This is a genomic window from Mesorhizobium sp. M1428 (assembly GCF_040317515.1).
Taxonomy (GTDB): Bacteria; Pseudomonadota; Alphaproteobacteria; order Rhizobiales; family Rhizobiaceae; genus Mesorhizobium.
In genome coordinates this window covers 11,283-29,337 of sequence record NZ_JAMYKT010000023.1, presented here as the reverse complement: position 1 = coordinate 29,337, position 18,055 = coordinate 11,283, and the positions used below count along the sequence as shown (strand labels likewise).

Genomic DNA, 18,055 nt, shown 5'->3' with positions numbered 1-18,055 from the left:
CGACCAGGGAGGGCGCTGCATGACGATGCAGCCTGCAAGTACCGAGATCGCATCGCGCACGGCGGCGATCATCCACGAGCTGAAAGGCCTCGAAGGCCCGCTGTTGCCGATCCTGCACGGCATACAGGAAGAGTTCGGCTATGTGCCGCAGGACGCGCTGCCGGTCATCGCCGAGGCGCTGAACATTTCCAGGGCGGAGGTGCATGGCGTCGTCACCTTCTATCACGATTATCGCAGCCAGCCGGCCGGCCGCCATGTGCTGAAGCTCTGCCAGGCGGAAGCCTGCCAGTCGATGGGTTCGGATGCGATTGCCGCCAAGCTCAAATCATTGCTGGGCATAGGCTTCCACGAGACAACCCGCGACGGTTCGGTGACGCTGGAGCCGGTCTATTGCCTCGGCCTTTGCGCCTGCTCGCCGTCGGCGATGCTGGACGGCGAGGTGATCGGGCGGCTCGACGACGAAAAGCTCAATGAGATCGTTGCCGAGGTGCGCTCATGATCCCGCGTATCTATATTCCCGGCGATTCCGGCGCGCTGGCGCTGGGTGCGAAAAAGGTCGCCAAGGCGATTCGGGCGGAATTGGCCGAGCGTGGCATCGAGGCCAAGATCGTGCGCAACGGCTCGCGCGGCGCCTATTTCCTCGAGCCGATGGTCGAAGTGGCAACAGCCAATGGCCGCGTCGCCTATGGGCCGGTGAAGCCCTCCGACGTCAAAAGCCTGTTCGACTGCGGCTTCCTCACCGGCGGCCGCCACAAGCGCTGGCTGGGCGCACCGGACAAGATCCCGTTCCTGGCCAGACAGACGCGGCTGACCTTTGCGCGCTGCGGTGTCACCGATCCGCTGTCGCTCGATCACTACAAGGCGCATGGCGGGCTCAAAGGCCTGCAGAATGCAGTGGCGATGACGCCGGCGGACATTGTCAAGCAGGTGACCGAGTCCGGGCTGCGCGGTCGTGGCGGCGCCGGCTTCCCGACCGGCATCAAGTGGAAGACGGTGCTCGATACGTCGGCCGACCGCAAATACATCGTCTGCAATGCCGATGAAGGCGATTCTGGCACGTTCGCCGACCGCATGATCATGGAAGGCGACCCCTTCGTGCTGATCGAAGGCATGGCGATCGCCGGCCTCGCCACCGGCGCGACCAAGGGCTTCATCTATATCCGCTCCGAATACCCGCATGCGGTGGCGGTGATGCAGAAGGCCGTCGAGATCGCCCGCAAGGCCGGCGTGCTCGGCATCAATGTGCTCGGCTCGGCCAATTCATTCGACATGGAAGTCCGCGTCGGCGCCGGCGCCTATGTCTGCGGCGAGGAGACCGCCCTGCTCGACAGCCTCGAAGGCAAGCGCGGACAGGTGCGGGCCAAGCCGCCGCTGCCGGCGCACAAGGGCCTGTTCGGCAAGCCGACGGTAATCAACAACGTCATCTCGCTGGCCTCGGTGCCGGTGATCATGGACAAGGGCGCCGCCTTCTACAAGGATTTCGGCACGGGCCGTTCGCGCGGCACCATCCCGATCCAGATTGCCGGCAACGTCAAGTATCCCGGTCTCTACGAGGCCGCATTCGGCATGACGCTGGGTGAGATCGTCGACGATATCGGCGGCGGCACGGCGACCGGGCGTCCGGTCAAGGCGGTGCAAGTGGGTGGCCCGCTCGGCGCCTATTTCCCGCGCGCCCTGTTCGACACGCCGTTCGACTACGAGGCGTTTGCCGCCAAGGACGGGCTGATCGGCCATGCCGGCATCGTCGTTTTCGACGACAGCGCCGACATGCTGAAGCAGGCACGCTTTGCCATGGAATTCTGCGCCATCGAGAGCTGCGGCAAGTGCACGCCGTGCCGCATCGGCTCGACGCGCGGCGTCGAGGTGCTGGACCGGCTCGCCCAGAACATCGAACCGGAAAAGCAGATCGCGCTGGTCACCGACCTTTGCAACACGATGAAGTTCGGCTCGCTTTGCGCTCTCGGCGGCTTCACCCCATATCCAGTGATGAGTGCACTCAACCATTTCCCGGACGACTTTCGGCCGACGCCGGTCGCCGAAGCAGCGGAATAGGAGCGGACAGGCATGAACGCGGCATTCGACATCAAATCGCTGGTCCAGGAAATCGACTACGGCACGCCCGCCTCCGACGCTGAACAGCAGGTGACGCTGACGGTCGACGGCAAGTCGGTGACGGTGCCGGCGGGTACCTCGATCATGCGCGCTTCGATGGAAGCGGGCGTTGAAATCCCGAAACTCTGCGCCACCGACATGCTGGACTCGTTCGGCTCCTGCCGGGTCTGCCTCGTCGAAATCGATGGGCGCGGCGGCACGCCGGCTTCGTGCACGACGCCGGTGGGCGAAGGCATGGTCGTGCATACGCAGAGCGACCGGCTGAACGCCATCCGCCGCGGCGTGATGGAACTCTATGTCTCCGACCACCCGGCGGCGTGGGGCGAGAAGGCCGGCACCGGCGCCAGCGAGTTCGACAAGGTCGCCAGGACGGTCGGCCTGACCGAGAACCGCTATGGCGTGGACGGCCGCAACCACGTCAAGCAGGAAAACGGCGTGGCGCCCGGCCATGGCTCGCTGACCATCGACTACATCGCCCGCGATGAATCGAACCCGTATTTCACCTACGATCCGGCGCAGTGCATCGTCTGCTCGCGCTGCGTGCGCGCTTGCGAAGAGGTCCAAGGCACGTTCGCGCTGACCATCGAGGGCCGCGGCTTCGAATCCAGGGTCTCGGCCGGAATGCACGAGGCGTTCGTCGATTCCGAATGCGTGTCGTGCGGGGCCTGCGTGCAGGCCTGCCCGACCGATGCGCTGAGGGAAAAGACAGTGCTGGCGAAAGGCCTGCCCGAGCGCTCGACCGTCACCACCTGCGCTTATTGCGGCGTCGGCTGCTCGTTCAAGGCCGAGGTCAAGGGCGACGAGGTTATCCGCATGATGCCCTACAAGGCAGGCAAGGCCAACCACGGCCACTCCTGCGTCAAAGGCCGCTTCGCCTATGGCTATGCGACGCACAAGGACCGGATCCTGAAGCCGATGATCCGCGAGCGGGTCAGCGATCCGTGGCGCGAAGTGTCGTGGGAAGAGGCGCTCACCCACACGGCGAACGAATTCCGCCGCATCCAATACCAGTACGGCCGCACCTCGATCGGCGGCATCACCTCGTCGCGCTGCACCAACGAGGAGACCTACCTCGTCCAGAAGCTGGTCCGGCAGGGCTTCCGCAACAACAATGTCGATACCTGCGCCCGCGTCTGCCATTCGCCGACCGGCTATGGCCTCGGCCAGACCTTCGGCACCTCCGCCGGCACGCAGGATTTCGATTCGATCGAGCAGACGGATGTCATCCTGCTGATCGGCGCCAATCCGACCGATGCGCATCCGGTGTTCGCATCGCGCATGAAAAAGCGCATGCGCCAGGGTGCCAAGCTGATCGTTCTCGATCCGCGCCGCACCGACATCGTGCGCTCGGCCCATGTCGAAGCACAGTTCCATCTGCCGCTGAAGCCGGGCACCAACGTCGCCATGCTGACAGCGCTTGCCCATGTCATCGTCACCGAAGGCCTGTTCGACGAGGCTTTCATCCGCGAGCGCTGCGACTGGGACGAGTTCCAGGATTGGGCATCGTTCGTGGCACTGCCGGAAAACAGCCCGGAGGTCGTCGGCCAGCTTGCCAATGTCGATCCCGACGACATACGCGGCGCGGCACGGCTCTACGCCCGCGGCGGCAACGGCGCGATCTATTACGGCCTCGGCGTGACCGAGCACAGCCAGGGCTCGACCACCGTCATCGCCATTGCCAATCTCGCCATGGCGACCGGCAATATCGGCCGGCCGGGCGTCGGCGTGAACCCGCTGCGCGGCCAGAACAATGTGCAGGGCTCCTGCGACATGGGCTCGTTCCCGCACGAGCTTCCCGGCTATCGCCACATTTCAGGCGACGCCGTGCGCGCCATCTATGAGAGCCTGTGGGGCGTCAAGCTCGACGACGAGCCCGGCCTGCGCATCCCCAATATGCTGGACGCAGCCGTCGACGGCTCGTTCAAGGGGCTCTATGTTCAGGGCGAGGACATCCTGCAGTCGGACCCCGACACCAAGCATGTCGCCGCGGGTCTCGCCGCGATGGAATGCGTGGTCGTGCACGACCTCTTCCTCAACGAGACGGCCAACTACGCGCATGTCTTCCTGCCTGGCTCGACCTTCCTCGAGAAGGACGGCACCTTCACCAATGCCGAGCGCCGCATCAACATGGTGCGCAAGGTGATGGAGCCGAAATGCGGCTATGCCGACTGGGAAGCGACGCAGCAGCTCGCCAAGGCGCTCGGCCTCGGCTGGAACTACACGCATCCGTCGCAGATCATGGACGAGATCGCCAAGACAACACCGAGCTTTGCCGGTGTTTCCTTCGACCTTCTCGACCGGGTGGGGTCGGTGCAGTGGCCCTGCAACGAGAAGTCGCCGGAAGGCACGCCGATCATGCATATTGGCGGCTTCGTGCGCGGCAAGGGCAAGTTCATCCGCACCGAATACGTCGCGACCGACGAGAGGACCGGGCCGCGCTTCCCGCTGCTGCTGACCACCGGCCGCATCCTGTCGCAATACAATGTCGGCGCGCAGACCCGGCGCACCGACAACGTCGTGTGGCACAGCGAGGACCGGCTGGAGATCCATCCGCACGATGCCGAAAATCGCGGCCTGCGCGATGGCGACTGGGTGCGGCTGACCAGCCGCTCCGGCGAGACGACGCTGCGCGCGCTGATCACCGAGCGGGTGTCGCCGGGCGTCGTCTATACGACCTTCCACCATCCTGACACCCAGGCCAACGTCATCACCACCGACTTCTCCGACTGGGCGACCAACTGCCCGGAATACAAAGTGACCGCGGTGCAGGTGGGTGCATCCAACGGCCCGTCGGAATGGCAGCGCGACTATGACGAGCAGGCAAAGCAAAGCCGCCGCATTGCGAAGTTGGAAGCGGCGGAGTAGTCCTTGACCGCGCGCCGCAAAGCCATTGCGCAGATCTCGCGCCTCGCGCGCCGCGCGGGCGGCACTGCGGCCGCCAACCGCATGGTGCCGGAAGAGACGCCGGTGGCGTTCTCCTTTGCCGGCACCACGCATGCGGTGATGATGGCAAGCCCGGCCGATTTCGAGGATTTCGCGCTCGGCTTCTCGCTGACCGAAGGCATCATTGCCTCGCCGGACGAAATCGAAGCGATCGAGGTCGAGGACCACGGCGCCGGCATCGATATCCAGATCAGGCTGAAGGACAGCGCCAACACCCGCTTCGAGGCGCGTCGCAGACGGCTGGCCGGCCCGGTCGGCTGCGGGTTGTGCGGTATCGAATCGATCGAGGAGGCGATGCGCTCGGTAAACCCGGTCGGTGCGTCGCAACTTACACTTCAGGCCGATGACATCGTCCGCTCGGTCAAGCTTTTGTCGAAGCTGCAGCCACTGCACGCCGAAACCGGTGCCGTCCACGCCGCCGGTTTTTACCTTCCCGGCAAGGGCATCGTCATGGCGCGCGAAGATGTCGGCCGCCATAACGCGTTGGACAAGCTGGCCGGCGCACTGGCCAGGACCGGTATCGACGGCAGGTCGGGGGCCATCGTCGTCACGTCGCGTGTTTCGGTCGAGATGGTGCAGAAGACCGCGGCGATCGGCTCGGCCGTCATCATCGCCGTCTCGGCGCCGACGGCACTTGCCATCCGCACCGCGGACGACGCCGGCATGACGCTGGTGGCGCTGGTGCGCGGCGACGATTTCGATATTTTCACCCATCCTGACCGCGTGGTTTCCGGAGTTGCCAAGCATGTCGCATGACGAAGGCCACCTCATGAGCACCAGCGAAAAGCTGGTTCGCATGGCCAACCAGATCGCCGCCTTTTTCCACTCCAAGCCGCGCGAGCAAGGCATTGCAGGCGTCGCCGAGCACATCAACAAGTTCTGGGAGCCGAGAATGCGCCGGCAATTGTTCCAGATGCTGGACAGCGGCGGCGAAGGGTTCAACGAGCTTGTCGTCGCGGCCGCGCCACACATCAAGCGGCCGGGCGCGCCGGAGGGCGCAGGTTTTAGCGTCGGCGGAGCGAACACCGAGACCGCCGCGTCACAGAAGTAGGCGCCGCGGGCCTACATTCACCCGCTCTAAAGTTTCATCTGCCGCAAGCCGCGCGCCTCTGCTATGATCCGGCGATAAGAAATCGTCGGGTCGGGCGGACAACTCGTGAGGCCGATCGAAACTCGATACGCCCTCAGTGGCGACGTGCGGATCGCCTATCAGGTGGTCGGCCAGGGATCGCTCGATCTCGTCCTCGTGCCGGGTTTCATTTCCAAATCTCGACCTGCACTGGGAAGACGAAGGCTACACCCGGCTGTTGGCGTTCCTTGCGGAACACCGCAGTCATACGTCATCTCTTATGCAAGGTGGCGGCAGCCGGGGCAGCGCAAGCCTCCATGACTACGGAGAGGGAAACCCCCTACTCGCTCTCACCCTCCAGCGCCGGCACCGACACCCCGGCAAGCTCCGCTGCCAGCAGCCGCGCAGCGCCGGTGCGCGCGATCCTTAGCATCAGCGCCTTGCGTGTCGCCGCCGCCATGCGGTGCTCGGGCGCATCGCGCAAAATCTCGGCACCATAGCCGTCGGAGAGAATGAAGCCGCACTCTTCCGGAAAGATCTCCTGGGGCACGCCCGGATGCGTGGCGAAGAAGAAGCGGTCGGAATGCAGCCGGTAGTCCGGCCATTTGCGGTCGACCCTGAAATCCTCGATCGAGGATTTGATCTCGATGATCCAGATGTCGCCCTGGCGGGTTAGCGCCACGAGATCGGCGCGGCGCCCGGTCGCCAGCGACAGTTCGGGCAAGACATGCGCGCCCATCTGCTTGAGCAGCCGCTGCACGCCACGCCTGACCAGCATGGCGCGCTCCGACTGGCGGCCATCGATGAGCGGGTTGAGGGGTAGAGGTGAGATGATCGGCATGGCCGCACCATGCCAGATTTTGTTCACGGTTTGAACCCGGTTTTTGCGGGCGATTGTATGGTTGACAAACCCAAGGTGCGGATTCGTTAAGGACGAGACAGGCCGGCACCGATTTGACTCGCTAATCCCTGACTAAAGCGTACTGAAGGAACGTCGCTGGCCAATTTGAACGGGCGCCTGGCGCTTGGAAGAGTCGATCACGCTTTCGCCCCACAAGGGAAAAGCAAATGTCACACGACACTTCAATCGACCCCAGGCAGCTTTCAATGCTCGCTACCGTGCTCAAAGGCTACTGCGACGAAGCTGGAATCCCCGAATGGCACCCCGCACGGCAACACTTCGGGCGGCGTCTCATGAGCCTGTTCCAATCCGGAGTAATTGAGCCTGACGCTCTGAAAGCCAAGATGAACGATGGCTATGAAGATTGGCTAGGCGAGATCGGCGCAACCGGTCCTTTCATACCGCCCAAACTATCGTCCGAAGACCGTCTCGTAGGCGACAATATCTTGCCCGGATCGGATCGTAGAGGCAGACCAGCAGGCTGACGCTACCCACCCTTAGGGGTCCCTTAGGGGGGAAACGAAAACGCCGCTCGACCGGAAGGGAGCGGCGTTTACCAAGTGTGGTGTCCTACTCTAGACGAAACCCCGATTGGTCGGGGTCGTCGGATTCGCACCGACGTTTCCAGCTTGTTCGCTATCATTTTGTAGATAGTGATCGCCCATCGTCCTTACAAGCGCCATCGGCGCTACCCAGCCGTAGGGGAATGGCTAGGCGATTACCTGGCTGACAAACCTATCTGCAAAATACTGTGGAGCGGTCGCCACAAGGCCCGCTCTTCCACAAGGCGGGCCGCTCGCGTTATGAATGCGGTTCCTACTGGTGAGGGGAGCTATGTTTTCGCGAGGCGTCGCGGTTGATCTAATATTCACCGCTGCATGCCCGATAGTGGTCGCAGCGTAATCAAAAAGGTGGCGAAGCATGGTTACTGAGAATGCAAGTTTGACGGTCGAGCAGACTAGGCTCAATAGGATGCTCACGCGGGGCGTCGTATTTTCCGTCATTTGGCTCGCCGGTTTCGGGTCTTCTTATGCACTCTATCAGGGGGCTTCTGGCGCGACGGATGATAAAAATGAATCCCGTACTTCGGGGAAATGGCCGCGCCTGGTGGTGCATCATTGTGGGAGGGCTTGGGGCCGCAGTCTTATGTGCGATAGTTGGCGCCGGCATTTTCAACGCCATGACACAACCCTAGGTCTGCCGATCCGGTGTGGGGCCATATTGATGTGTAGGTCCCGTTCAATGAGTGCTTCCGGCGTCATCCTCCCATCGTTGGCCGTCATTTTCCGCCCGAAAGTTTGAAGCTTGCTGATTCATATCCTGTTCTGTCGCCGGGCCGCCCCAGATATGGCAACTCAGATTTGCCATTGTCATCGACCCAGCCCTCTAGCTAACCGGAATCATGCCCTCCAGAGCAATGATCCTCGTCTTTGCGCAGCGTTCGCGGATGACTTTGAGGCGGCCGTATTCCGGAGAGTCGTACCATGCCAGGAGGGACGCCATATCAGGGAATTCGACAATGACGAGGCGATGAGGTTCCCAATCGCCTTCCAGAACTTTGGTGGCTCCGCCGCGAGCGATGTACCTGCCCCCGTAGCGGGCTTCGGTTGCCGGCACGTCACGGCGGTATTCCTCGAAAACGGCGGCGTCGGTGATGTCGACATCGGCAATGAGATATGCGGCCATTGACTTTACTCCCCTTGGGAAAGGCAATTGAAACAGGTCTATTAGCGGTCCCGCAACTAAGCCACCGGTACTACGCCTCGGAAACGGACTCGCGTTCTCCCGGATTGGGGCGCTTAACTGTCTTGGTGGGGGCAGCTCTGGGAGGAGACGAACCATGCCGATGTATCTCACGCGATTCAGCTACAGGCCCGAAACCTGGGCGCGCTTGATGGATAATCCCGAGGATAGACGCGAGGCTGCCCGTTCTTACATCGAGTCGGTCGGCGGCAAGCTGCACGGGTTCTGGTATGCCTTCGGAGAGTACGATGGCTGGAACCTGTGGGAGGCGCCGGACAATGTATCCATGGCATCCGTCATGCTCGCCATCGGTGCGGGAGGCGCGCTCAGCTCGTACGAGACCACCGTCCTGTTAAGTGTCGAAGAGACGATGGAGGCGCTGGGGAAAGCCAAGTCGATCCGGTATCGCCCACCGGGATCGTGACCGCCGCCCGCGCTTTGCGGAGTGTCGAAGGCTGGGCAACGCTTGCTCTGGAACGGCGCACGTTCCTACACCTTTGCGCAAAAAATGTCCGCTGCACCCTCTTGGCAGCGCCGGCAGCTTGCGCTTTCAATGTCGGCCACGGGTTACAGCATGACGGAAGATGACGACCGGAAATCGGCGACGCCGGAGGAAATCCGCTCGGCCATCAAAGGATGGGCGGTGCTTGGGGCAATCATCGTTGCCGTGTTTGGTGCCGCCTACGTCATGATCGATAGTTGAATGGCCGACGCTCCTGGTCGCCCCGATGGACTGCCTGAAAAGATCGGCACGGTCCTTGGTGCATTGGTTGGTGATCGGCACGTTCGGGCTTCTGGCCTGGATCGTACTTCGCGGCGTCCTTTATTAGACCCGGCCCGTCAGGATTATCTCCTGCAGCGGCCGCGTCTCAGGCCGATCTCCTCGAAGGGGCGGATGGTCTTGGCCGGCAGGCCAGAGCGCCGGGCAGCGCCACCGACGTTCACGGCGATTTCCTCGTCTCCGGCTCTTGTTCTTGGCCCATTGATTTTGCAGCATAATCCTGCGGGGGCTGTTGCCGAAATGCCATAGTCGCAGGTTTACCAGCACGCAAGCCCAAGGATATAGGCATCGCCCGCTTGGCAAGCAAAGCAAATGCCAGCATGAATGAAGATGAAAAAAGCGGCCGACTCGAGCCGCTGTTGTTTGGGCAGGCATCGGACCTTTTCATGCGCATGAAGTCACTTGCAATCGTCGCGGCCCTGGCGCTGTCGACGGCTGTCGCCGGTTGCAGCACCATCGGCTCGCAGATCTTCACCAACAATTACGGCGCGGTGACCGACGCCGGCTATCACCTGCCGCGCGTTCCGATCGAAAAGGTGCCGTTCAAATACCGCCGGCAGATCGTCGATTACGACACCAAGGAAAAGCCGGGCACCATCATCGTCGATACGCAGAACAAGTTCCTCTATTTCGTCATGGGCGACGGCGAAGCGATGCGCTACGGCATCGGCGTCGGCCGTGAGGGTTTCGAATGGCGCGGCACCGCCCATATCGCGCTGAAGCGCGAATGGCCGACCTGGACGCCGCCTTCGCAGATGATCAGGCGCCAGCCGGAGCTGGCCAAGTTCGCCGGCGGCATGGAGCCGGGATTGAAGAACCCGCTCGGCGCGCGCGCCATGTACCTGTTCAACAAGGGCGGCGACATGGGCTACCGCCTGCATGGCAGCCCGGAATGGAATTCGATCGGCAAGGCGATGTCGTCGGGCTGCATCCGGCTGATGAACCAGGACATTATCGACCTCTACGACCGCACCTCGGTCGGCGCCAAGGTCATTGTGATATAAAACCCTTATACGCGGACCGTCTAGGCAACAACACAGACGTCGCAAACAGAAAACCGGGCACTTTGGCCCGGTTTTTTGTTGTCTATCGATGTTGACGAAGAAACGGCGCGTCAGGAGACCTGTTCGACATGCTGCACTTCCGGCACAAAGTGTCGGAGCAGGTTCTGGATACCGTGCTTCAGCGTCGCGGTCGACGACGGGCAGCCGGCGCAGGCGCCCTTCATGTGCAGGAACACTGTGCCGTTCTCGAAACCGCGGAAAGTGATGTCGCCGCCGTCCTGGGCCACCGCCGGGCGCACCCGCGTATCGAGCAACTCCTTGATGGTGACGACCAGCTCCTCGTCGGCCTTGTCGTAGAATTCGCCGGTCTGGCTGGTCTCGGCGGCGGGGCCGGCTTTGGCCATCACCGGGGCACCGGACATGAAATGCTCCATGATGGCGCCGAGGATAGCCGGCTTCAGATGCTGCCAGTCGGGGCCGTCCTTGGTCACGGTGATGAAATCGTAGCCGAAGAAGACGCCGGTGACGCCGGGGATCTCGAACAGCCGGCCGGCCAGCGGCGAAGCCGTCGCGGCACTGTCGGCATCGCGGAAATCGGCGGTGCCTTCTTGCAGCACTTCCTTGCCGGGCAGGAATTTCAGCGTCGCCGGGTTTGGCGTCGACTCGGTCTGGATGAACATGGCCGTCTCCGTGCCCGTTTCGGGCAGCTAGTTTGGAATAATTCTAATTAGGCTTTATCCGCCCGACATTCAAGCGAAAGGCATCGCGGGAACGGCTGGCGGGCGGAATGTTTTGCTAACTCGCTGAAACGATTGGAGATGTGTTGAGATTCAGGTCAGGCCGAGTCGAAAATGGTGGGTTCCGAGAACCGGAGCGGAGCGTACTTTTGGGTACGTGAGCACCGGAAGCGGAGGAAGCCGCCATTTGCAGGCCGGCCTCACCTGAATATCAGCGCATCTCAGGCGAGGCTGTCGATCTCCTCGTCCGACAGGTTCTGCGGCACCACCGTGACCGGGATGGGAAAGGCGGCGCCCTTGCCGGCGACCGCGCCGACCAGCGGCCCGGGTCCTTCCTTGCCGGCGCCTGCCGCCAGCACCAGGATGGCGATGTCCTGGTCTTCCTCGATCAGCTTGTGGATCTCTTCGGTCGGCTTGCCCTCGCGAACCACCAGCTCCGGCTCGATGCCGAGCTTCTGGCGCACCTTGTTGGCGTAGCTGTCCAGTGCGGCGCGCGCCGTGGCGTTCGCCTCCTCGCGCATGATCTTCTCGACGCCCAGCCAGTGCTGGAAATCATCCGGCTCGATGACATAGAGCAGCACCAGCACGCCGCCCGTGCTTTGCGCCCGCTTCGAGGCGTAGGCGACGGCGCGCTCGCATTCGGGCGTGTCGTCGATGATCGCCAGGAACTTGCGGCGATGACCGGCTTCGCGGCTGAGGCGTTTGGAGACCATATTCACCCTGTTCGATGGTTTCGGTCGCAATCTGCCACCGCCACAGCCCGCCCGCAAGCGACCGGCGGCTGTGGCGATATTGGTGCAGCTCAGCCCTGCAGCAGACCGATAATGTCGCGCACGGTCTTCATCGTCGCTTCGGCCAATGCGCCGGCACGCTCGCCGCCATCCCGCAGCACCGCGTCGACATAGGCGCGGTCGCCGGAGATGCGGCGCATCTCGCCGGCGATCGGCGCCAGCTTTTCCACCGCAAGGTCGGCCAGTGCCGGCTTGAACACCGAAAACTGCTGGCCGCCATATTCCGTCAGCACCGCCTCTTTCGATATTTCGGCGAGGCCGGCATAGATGCCGACGAGGTTTTCCGCTTCCGGCCGGCCGGCAAGCCCGTCCAGTTCGCCGGGCAAAGCCTCCGGATCGGTCTTGGCCTTGCGGATCTTCTTCGAAATGGCATCGGCATCGTCGGTCAGATTGATGCGCGACAGGTCCGACGGGTCGGACTTCGACATCTTCTTCGAACCGTCGCGCAGCGACATGATGCGCGCCGCTGGGCCGCCGATGACCGGCTCGGTCAGCGGGAAATAGCCGTTCACCGTCTCCTCGCCGACCTGCATCTCGACGCCGACGCCAAGCGATGCGATGCGGTCCGAAAAGTCGTTGTTGAATTTCTGCGCAATGTCGCGGGTCAGTTCCAGATGCTGCTTCTGGTCGTCGCCGACCGGCACATGGGTGGCGCGGTAGACGAGGATGTCGGCGGCCATCAGGGAGGGATAGGCGAGCAGGCCGAGCGAGGCGTTCTCGCGGTCCTTGCCGGCCTTGTCCTTGAACTGCGTCATGCGGTTCATCCAGCCGATGCGCGCCACGCAGTTGAAGATCCAGGCAAGCTCGGCGTGCTGCATCACCCGTGACTGGTTGAAGACGATGTGCTTGGTCGGATCGATGCCCGAGGCGAGAAACGCCGCGGTGATCGAACGCGTCTGGTCCTGAAGATCCTCATGGACGAGCTGTGCGGTCAGCGAATGCAGGTCGACGACGCAATAGATGCAGTCGGAGGTGTCCTGCAGGGCGACGAATTTCTTGATGGCGCCGAGATAGTTGCCGAGATGCAGATTGCCGGTTGGCTGAACGCCGGAAAAGACGAGCGGCTTGAAGGGGGACTGGTTGAGGTCGGTCATGGTGTTTCCCTGGCTTGTGGAGGGCCGTTTCGCGCGCGGCGAAAGTCTTGCGACGGCGCGCTTATGGACGAGAGCGAGGAGACGATCAAGAGGGGCGTTGGCCAGGGCGCGCAGGGCTTTGGCCTTGGCCGAACAGAAGGCTGTTTGAGGGGATGGCGCCGACCAGAAACAAAAACCCGCCTCGGCGGGCGGGTCGCTGGAGCCAATTAGCACCATACCGAAATTAGTAGCATAGCTGCCGGCACAAAGCAAGAACAAAATTGGCGCTGACGAATTTTCCGCCTCATGAATCCGGAGATTGCTCCTTGACCGGCTGGGATCCCTTCCGGCCGATATTGCGGCGGATCATGCCGAAATCTGCGCCGCCGATGGCGAAGGCGGTGACGAAGTAGAGCAGCGCCCCGCCGGCGACGAGCGCAAGCAGGGTTACCGCCTTGATCACCAGAGGCGAGCCGGAAGCCAGCCTTGCGGCGAACCAGTGTTCGGCAAAATAGAGCGCCGCCGCCATCACCGCCGCCGACAGCACCAGCCGCGGGATGCGTTTCATGAGCGGCACGTCGCGGCCCCAATGGCCGCGCCGGATCAGCACGGCGAGCAGCATCGCCGCATTGACCCAGCCGGCGACGGCGGAGGCAACGGCAATGCCGGGCGCGCCCATCGTCGGAAACAGCGTCAGTGCCGTCGTAATGTTAATCGCCACCGAGATGGCGGCGAAAATCATCGGCGTGCGCGTGTCCTCGCGGGCGAAATAACCAGGGGTGAACGCCTTGATCAGCACGAAGGCCGGCAGGCCGAGGCCGAAGATCGCCAGGATTGCCGCGACCGTCGGCGTCGAATTGTTGGCGGCAAAGGCGCCGCGCTCATAGACCAGCCGCACGATCGGCTCGGACATGACCAGCAGTGCGGCGGCCGCCGGCAAGGTCATGAACAAAGTGAACTCGACCGAGCGGTTCTGCAGATTGGCGGCCTCGACCAGATTGCCCGATTTCAGCGCCCGCGACAGTTCCGGCAGAAGCACGATGGCGACGGCGACGCCGACGACGCCCAACGGCAGCTGGTAGACGCGGTCGGCATAGGCCAGCGACGACACCGCGCTGTCCTGCGCCGACGCGATCGCCGTACCGATCAGCTGGTTGATCTGGGTGATGCCGCCGGTGATCGCCGCCGGCAGCGCCAGGATCAGCAGCCGCTTGACGTTCGGCGTCATCTTCGGCCGCCGGAAGCCTATCGAAATGCCGGCATGGCGCACCGCCGCCCACACGATCGCCAGCTGCACCAGGCCGGCCGCCAGCACGCCCCAGGCCAGACCGAAACCGACGGTGCGGGCATCCGAACCCTTGTACCAGGCATAGGCAAGCACGGCGATGAGGATGACGTTGAGGAACACCGGCGCCACCGCGGCAGCGAAATAGCGGCGCAGCGAATTCAGCATGCCGGCCATCATGGCGCTGAGCGACATGCAGATCAGGTAGGGGAACATGACGGTCGCCAGTGCCACCGTCGTCTCGAATTTTCCCGGCGTGTCGGCAAAGCCCGGCGCCACCAGGTAGCGCACGATCAGCGGCATCGCCAGTTCCATGGCGATGGTCAGCGCCAGAAGCGCCGTGAACAGGACGCCGAACACCTCTTCGGAAAAGCGCTTGGCGCCGTCGGTGCCGTGCGTCTCGATCTCCTTGGCGAACAGCGGCACGAAGGCGGCATTGAAGGCGCCTTCGGCGAACAGCCGGCGAAAGGTGTTGGGGAACTGGAAGGCGGCGTTGAAGGCGTCGGCGATCGGCCCGGTGCCGAGTGCGGCAGCCATCAGCATCTCGCGGCCGAAACCGAGGGCGCGGCTCATCAGCGTGCCGGAAGCGACCGTGGCGAATTTCTTGACAAGGCTCATGCGCTTGAAGACTGCCTGTGCGATTGGGGCAAATGGAAGGTAACAGTCACTCGGCGGCCGTTTTGGTCTTGCCGCGCTCGGACGCCGTGCCATCGAGCACCGCGATCAGCCTGTTGCGGATAGTCGCGGTGCGCGACGGGCTGTCGATCTTCTGGCCGGTGAGATCGGTGACGTAGAATGTGTCGATGACCTTTTCGCCGAAGGTGGTGATGTGGGCCGAGGCGATGTCGAGCGACAGGTCCGACAACATGCCGGTGATCTCCGACAGAAGGCCCGGCCTGTCCAGCCCCTCGACCTCGATCACCGAGAAACGGTTCGACAGCGTGTTGCGGATCTCGGCGCGTGGCGGGATACGGAAAACCTTGGCGCCGCGCCGTGGCTTGGTGCGCTTCTCGATCATTTCGGGCAGCCAGCTCTTGCCCGACAGCACATCCTCGATCAGTCGGCCGACACGCTCGGCGCGGCGGCGCTCGTCCTCGTCGCGGTCGAACTCCCTCGAGATCAGGATGGTGTCGAGCGCCCGACCATCCGAGGTGGTGAAGATCTGCGCGTCGACGATGTTGCCGCCGGCCGCCGCACAGGCGCCGGCAATCACCGAAAGCAGGCGCGGATGGTCCTGCGCCAGCACGGTGATCTCGGTCACCGCCTCGAACTGGTGGGTTTTCACCATTGTGGCGAGCTTCTTGCCGGCGTGATCGGCCTCGCGGATGAATTCGGCATGGCGCACCTGGTCGGGAAGATCGACCGCCAGCAGATAATTCTCGTAGTGCTGGCCGACATAACGCTTGCGGGCCTTTTCCGGCCAGTCGGCAAGCGCCTCGGCCAGTTGCTCGCGCGCCGCCGCCGTCCGCTTGGCGCGCGACACCTCCGAAAACCCGCCGGTCAACAAAAGCTCGGTCTCGTAGTAGAGCGTGCGCAGCAGCTGGCCTTTCCAGCCGTTCCAGACCCCAGGCCCGACACCGCGGATATCGCAGACGGTAAGCACAAGCAGCATCTTCAGCCGCTCCACCGACTGCACAATGGCGGCAAAATCCTCGATCGTCTTGCGGTCGTTGAGATCGCGGGTCTGTGCCGTCATCGACATGACGAGGTGGTTCTCGACCAGCCAGGCGACCGTTTCGGTGTCAGCCGGCGAGAGCCCCATATGCGGGCAGATGCGCCGGGCGATCCTGGCGCCGGCTTGCGAATGGTCTTCCGGCCTGCCCTTGGCGATGTCGTGCAGCAGCACGGCGACATAGAGCGCCTCGCGGCTCTTCTTCAGCCCCGGCATCAGCGAGTGGGAAAGCGGATGGACCTTTTCGCCGTCGCCGCGTTCGATCTCGGCCAGCACGCCGATGCAGCGGATCAGGTGCTCGTCCACCGTGTAGTGGTGGTACATCGAGAACTGCATCATGGCGACGATCTTGCCGAAATCCGGGATCAGCTTGGCCAGCAGTCCGGCCTCGTTCATGCGCCGCAAATTGAGCTCGGCGTTGCGGTCCGAGGTCAAGATATCGAGGAACAGCCGGTTGGCCTCTTCGTCGCGCCTGAGCGCCTTGCCGACGAGGCCGAGCGAGCGGGTCAGAAGCTTCAGCGCATCGGGGTGGAATTCCAGGCCGTGCTTGTCGGCGAACCAGAACAGCCTGAGGAGATTGACTGGGTCGCGTTCGAACACCTCGTCATCGGCAATGTTGATGCGGTGGTTGTCGACGATGAAATCGGCCGTGCCGGCGAGCTTGCGCTTGCGTCGCGAAAAGGTGAGAAAGATGCGGTTGAAGCCCGGCACATGCTTGGCCTGCTCCTCCTCGAGCGCGGCGCAGAAAATGCGGGTCAGGTCACCGACGTCCTTGGCGACGAGGAAGTAGTGCTTCATGAAGCGTTCGACCGCCGACAGGCCGGGATGGGTGGTGTAGCCGAGCCGCTCGGCGATATCGCGCTGGATGTCGAAATGCAGCCGCTCCTCGGCCTTGCCGGTGAGGAAATGCATGTGGCAGCGCACCGCCCACAGGAAGTCCTCGGCCTTCTGGAATTCCCGGTATTCGGCGTCGGTAAAGACGCCCTTGTCGATCAGTTCCTCGCCGGTGCGCACCCGGTAGAAATATTTGGCGATCCAGAACAGCGTCTGCAGGTCGCGCAGGCCGCCTTTGCCGTCCTTGACGTTGGGCTCGACCAGGTAGCGGCTCTCGCCGGCCTTGGCGTGACGCTCGTCGCGTTCGGCGAGCTTGGCCTGGACATATTCGGGCCCGGTGGTGCGCACCACCTCGTGGTCGAAGCGCTGCAGAAGCTCGTCATAGAGCTTTTGCTCGCCCCAAAGGAAGCGCGCCTCCAGGATCGAGGTGCGGATGGTGATGTCGGTGCGCGACAGCCTGAGGCATTCGTCGATGTTGCGGGTGGCGTGGCCGACCTTCAGGCCGAGGTCCCACAGCATGTAGAGCATATATTCGACGATCTGCTCGCCCCATGGCGTCTGCTTGTAGGGCAGCAGGAACAGCAGGTCGATGTCGGACCCCGGCGCCAGCGTGCCGCGGCCATAGCCACCGACGGCGACGACCGCCATGCGCTCGGCCGATGACGGGTTTTTGACTCGATAGACATGGGTGGCAGCGAAATCGTAGAGCGCGCGGATGATCTCATCCATCAGATGCGACAGCCGGGCGGCGCAGGCGGTGCCGCTGCCGTCGTCCATCAGCATGCGTTCGGCGATCGCGCGGCCGTCGGCGAGCCGGCTTTTGAGCAGCTTGAGAACGCCGCTGCGCGCGGCCTTGCCCGAACCATCGCCTGCCGTGGCCGCGGTCAGTTCGGTCATCTCGCGGCGCAAGGCTTCGCCGTCGATTAGTTCCTCGAGCTTCAGGGATATTCTTGCCATGAATGCCGTTCGGCCTCGCCGTTTCGGCGGCGTCTATAGCGCGTTTTCGCGGCGCTGGGTATGGGGCGGACGGACGCGTTCTCCACGGCCGCCGACAGGACGATCATCTCGCGCCCGCGGTCGGTTCGGCTAGGGCTTAGGCGCGAAAAATAG

General features: G+C 63.3%; 15 protein-coding genes and 1 pseudogene. 8 read left to right on the top strand and 8 right to left on the bottom strand.

What is annotated here, in order from left to right:
- Positions 1-19: 19 nt before the first annotated feature.
- From NKG60_RS25195 to NKG60_RS25175, 5 genes are read left to right on the top strand one after another with little or no spacing between them, the layout of a single operon-like run.
- Complete coding sequence (locus tag NKG60_RS25195; protein ID WP_352448523.1) at positions 20-499, top strand: formate dehydrogenase subunit gamma; 480 nt, start codon at positions 20-22, stop codon at positions 497-499.
- A complete protein-coding gene (locus NKG60_RS25190; RefSeq protein ID WP_352866864.1) occupies positions 496-2,052 on the top strand; it encodes a formate dehydrogenase beta subunit in 1,557 nt (518 codons plus the stop codon). The genes NKG60_RS25195 and NKG60_RS25190 overlap by 4 nt, the downstream gene beginning before the upstream one ends.
- Positions 2,053-2,064: 12 nt before the next feature.
- Entirely contained in the window at positions 2,065-4,977 is a 2,913-nt protein-coding gene (gene fdhF / locus NKG60_RS25185) for a formate dehydrogenase subunit alpha (RefSeq protein WP_352866862.1), read from the top strand.
- A gap of 3 nt (positions 4,978-4,980) precedes the next feature.
- Entirely contained in the window at positions 4,981-5,811 is an 831-nt protein-coding gene (fdhD, locus tag NKG60_RS25180; RefSeq protein WP_352866860.1) for a formate dehydrogenase accessory sulfurtransferase FdhD, read from the top strand.
- On the top strand, positions 5,801-6,106 hold the full coding sequence (locus NKG60_RS25175) for a formate dehydrogenase subunit delta (RefSeq protein WP_352866857.1): 306 nt from the start codon (positions 5,801-5,803) through the stop codon (positions 6,104-6,106). The genes fdhD and NKG60_RS25175 overlap by 11 nt, the downstream gene beginning before the upstream one ends.
- Positions 6,107-6,464: 358 nt before the next feature.
- Here the strand turns inward: NKG60_RS25175 and NKG60_RS25170 are convergent, their stop codons facing one another.
- Both NKG60_RS25170 and NKG60_RS25165 read right to left on the bottom strand, forming a co-directional pair.
- The gene (locus NKG60_RS25170; RefSeq protein ID WP_352866950.1) at positions 6,465-6,965 is read right to left on the bottom strand and encodes an MmcB family DNA repair protein; all 501 of its coding nucleotides are present in this window, start codon (positions 6,963-6,965) and stop codon (positions 6,465-6,467) included.
- 1,446 nt (positions 6,966-8,411) lie between these two features.
- Complete coding sequence (locus NKG60_RS25165; RefSeq protein ID WP_352665380.1) at positions 8,412-8,711, bottom strand: DUF1330 domain-containing protein; 300 nt, start codon at positions 8,709-8,711, stop codon at positions 8,412-8,414.
- 154 nt (positions 8,712-8,865) lie between these two features.
- Here NKG60_RS25165 and NKG60_RS25160 point away from each other — a divergent pair, with 154 nt between their 5' ends.
- Positions 8,866-9,192 (top strand): GYD domain-containing protein, encoded by a 327-nt coding sequence (locus tag NKG60_RS25160; protein WP_352476054.1) that lies wholly within the window; start codon positions 8,866-8,868, stop codon positions 9,190-9,192.
- A gap of 42 nt (positions 9,193-9,234) precedes the next feature.
- Complete coding sequence (locus NKG60_RS25155) at positions 9,235-9,471, top strand: hypothetical protein (RefSeq protein ID WP_352866854.1); 237 nt, start codon at positions 9,235-9,237, stop codon at positions 9,469-9,471.
- Positions 9,472-9,638: 167 nt separating this feature from the next.
- On the opposite strand, the pseudogene NKG60_RS25150 reads toward NKG60_RS25155, so the two are convergent.
- Positions 9,639-9,713: pseudogene (locus tag NKG60_RS25150) on the bottom strand (Cu(I)-responsive transcriptional regulator); the annotation flags it as partial.
- 222 nt (positions 9,714-9,935) lie between these two features.
- Between NKG60_RS25150 and NKG60_RS25145 the strand changes: the two are divergent.
- Positions 9,936-10,553: a L,D-transpeptidase gene (locus NKG60_RS25145; RefSeq protein ID WP_352866852.1), complete on the top strand. Its 618-nt coding sequence runs from the start codon at positions 9,936-9,938 to the stop codon at positions 10,551-10,553.
- Positions 10,554-10,663: 110 nt separating this feature from the next.
- On the opposite strand, the gene NKG60_RS25140 is transcribed toward NKG60_RS25145, so the two are convergent.
- The 5 genes from NKG60_RS25140 to NKG60_RS25120 all read right to left on the bottom strand — a co-directional run bounded on the left by NKG60_RS25140 (position 10,664) and on the right by NKG60_RS25120 (position 17,902).
- On the bottom strand, positions 10,664-11,233 hold the full coding sequence (locus tag NKG60_RS25140; RefSeq protein ID WP_023676386.1) for a NifU family protein: 570 nt from the start codon (positions 11,231-11,233) through the stop codon (positions 10,664-10,666).
- Positions 11,234-11,511: 278 nt separating this feature from the next.
- The gene (locus NKG60_RS25135; protein WP_352469977.1) at positions 11,512-12,003 is read right to left on the bottom strand and encodes a universal stress protein; all 492 of its coding nucleotides are present in this window, start codon (positions 12,001-12,003) and stop codon (positions 11,512-11,514) included.
- A gap of 89 nt (positions 12,004-12,092) precedes the next feature.
- A complete protein-coding gene (gene trpS / locus NKG60_RS25130; protein ID WP_352866850.1) occupies positions 12,093-13,175 on the bottom strand; it encodes a tryptophan--tRNA ligase in 1,083 nt (360 codons plus the stop codon).
- Positions 13,176-13,458: 283 nt separating this feature from the next.
- Complete coding sequence (gene murJ, locus NKG60_RS25125) at positions 13,459-15,057, bottom strand: murein biosynthesis integral membrane protein MurJ (RefSeq protein WP_352866847.1); 1,599 nt, start codon at positions 15,055-15,057, stop codon at positions 13,459-13,461.
- Between the two features lie 46 nt (positions 15,058-15,103).
- The gene (locus NKG60_RS25120; RefSeq protein ID WP_352866844.1) at positions 15,104-17,902 is read right to left on the bottom strand and encodes a [protein-PII] uridylyltransferase; all 2,799 of its coding nucleotides are present in this window, start codon (positions 17,900-17,902) and stop codon (positions 15,104-15,106) included.
- Between the last annotated feature and the right edge of the window lie 153 nt (positions 17,903-18,055).

What these genes read in the sequence shown, in the direction of transcription:
- NKG60_RS25190 (WP_352866864.1), top strand. Translation starts at nt 496, where the DNA reads ATGATCCCGCGTATCTATATTCCCGGCGATTCCGGCGCGCTGGCGCTG.
- NKG60_RS25135 (WP_352469977.1), bottom strand. Translation starts at nt 12,003, where the DNA reads ATGGTCTCCAAACGCCTCAGCCGCGAAGCCGGTCATCGCCGCAAGTTC.
- NKG60_RS25195 (WP_352448523.1), top strand. Translation starts at nt 20, where the DNA reads ATGACGATGCAGCCTGCAAGTACCGAGATCGCATCGCGCACGGCGGCG.
- NKG60_RS25160 (WP_352476054.1), top strand. Translation starts at nt 8,866, where the DNA reads ATGCCGATGTATCTCACGCGATTCAGCTACAGGCCCGAAACCTGGGCG.
- NKG60_RS25175 (WP_352866857.1), top strand. Translation starts at nt 5,801, where the DNA reads ATGTCGCATGACGAAGGCCACCTCATGAGCACCAGCGAAAAGCTGGTT.
- NKG60_RS25140 (WP_023676386.1), bottom strand. Translation starts at nt 11,233, where the DNA reads ATGTTCATCCAGACCGAGTCGACGCCAAACCCGGCGACGCTGAAATTC.
- NKG60_RS25170 (WP_352866950.1), bottom strand. Translation starts at nt 6,965, where the DNA reads ATGCCGATCATCTCACCTCTACCCCTCAACCCGCTCATCGATGGCCGC.
- trpS (WP_352866850.1), bottom strand. Translation starts at nt 13,175, where the DNA reads ATGACCGACCTCAACCAGTCCCCCTTCAAGCCGCTCGTCTTTTCCGGC.
- fdhF (WP_352866862.1), top strand. Translation starts at nt 2,065, where the DNA reads ATGAACGCGGCATTCGACATCAAATCGCTGGTCCAGGAAATCGACTAC.
- NKG60_RS25120 (WP_352866844.1), bottom strand. Translation starts at nt 17,902, where the DNA reads ATGGCAAGAATATCCCTGAAGCTCGAGGAACTAATCGACGGCGAAGCC.
- NKG60_RS25145 (WP_352866852.1), top strand. Translation starts at nt 9,936, where the DNA reads ATGCGCATGAAGTCACTTGCAATCGTCGCGGCCCTGGCGCTGTCGACG.
- NKG60_RS25165 (WP_352665380.1), bottom strand. Translation starts at nt 8,711, where the DNA reads ATGGCCGCATATCTCATTGCCGATGTCGACATCACCGACGCCGCCGTT.
- murJ (WP_352866847.1), bottom strand. Translation starts at nt 15,057, where the DNA reads ATGAGCCTTGTCAAGAAATTCGCCACGGTCGCTTCCGGCACGCTGATG.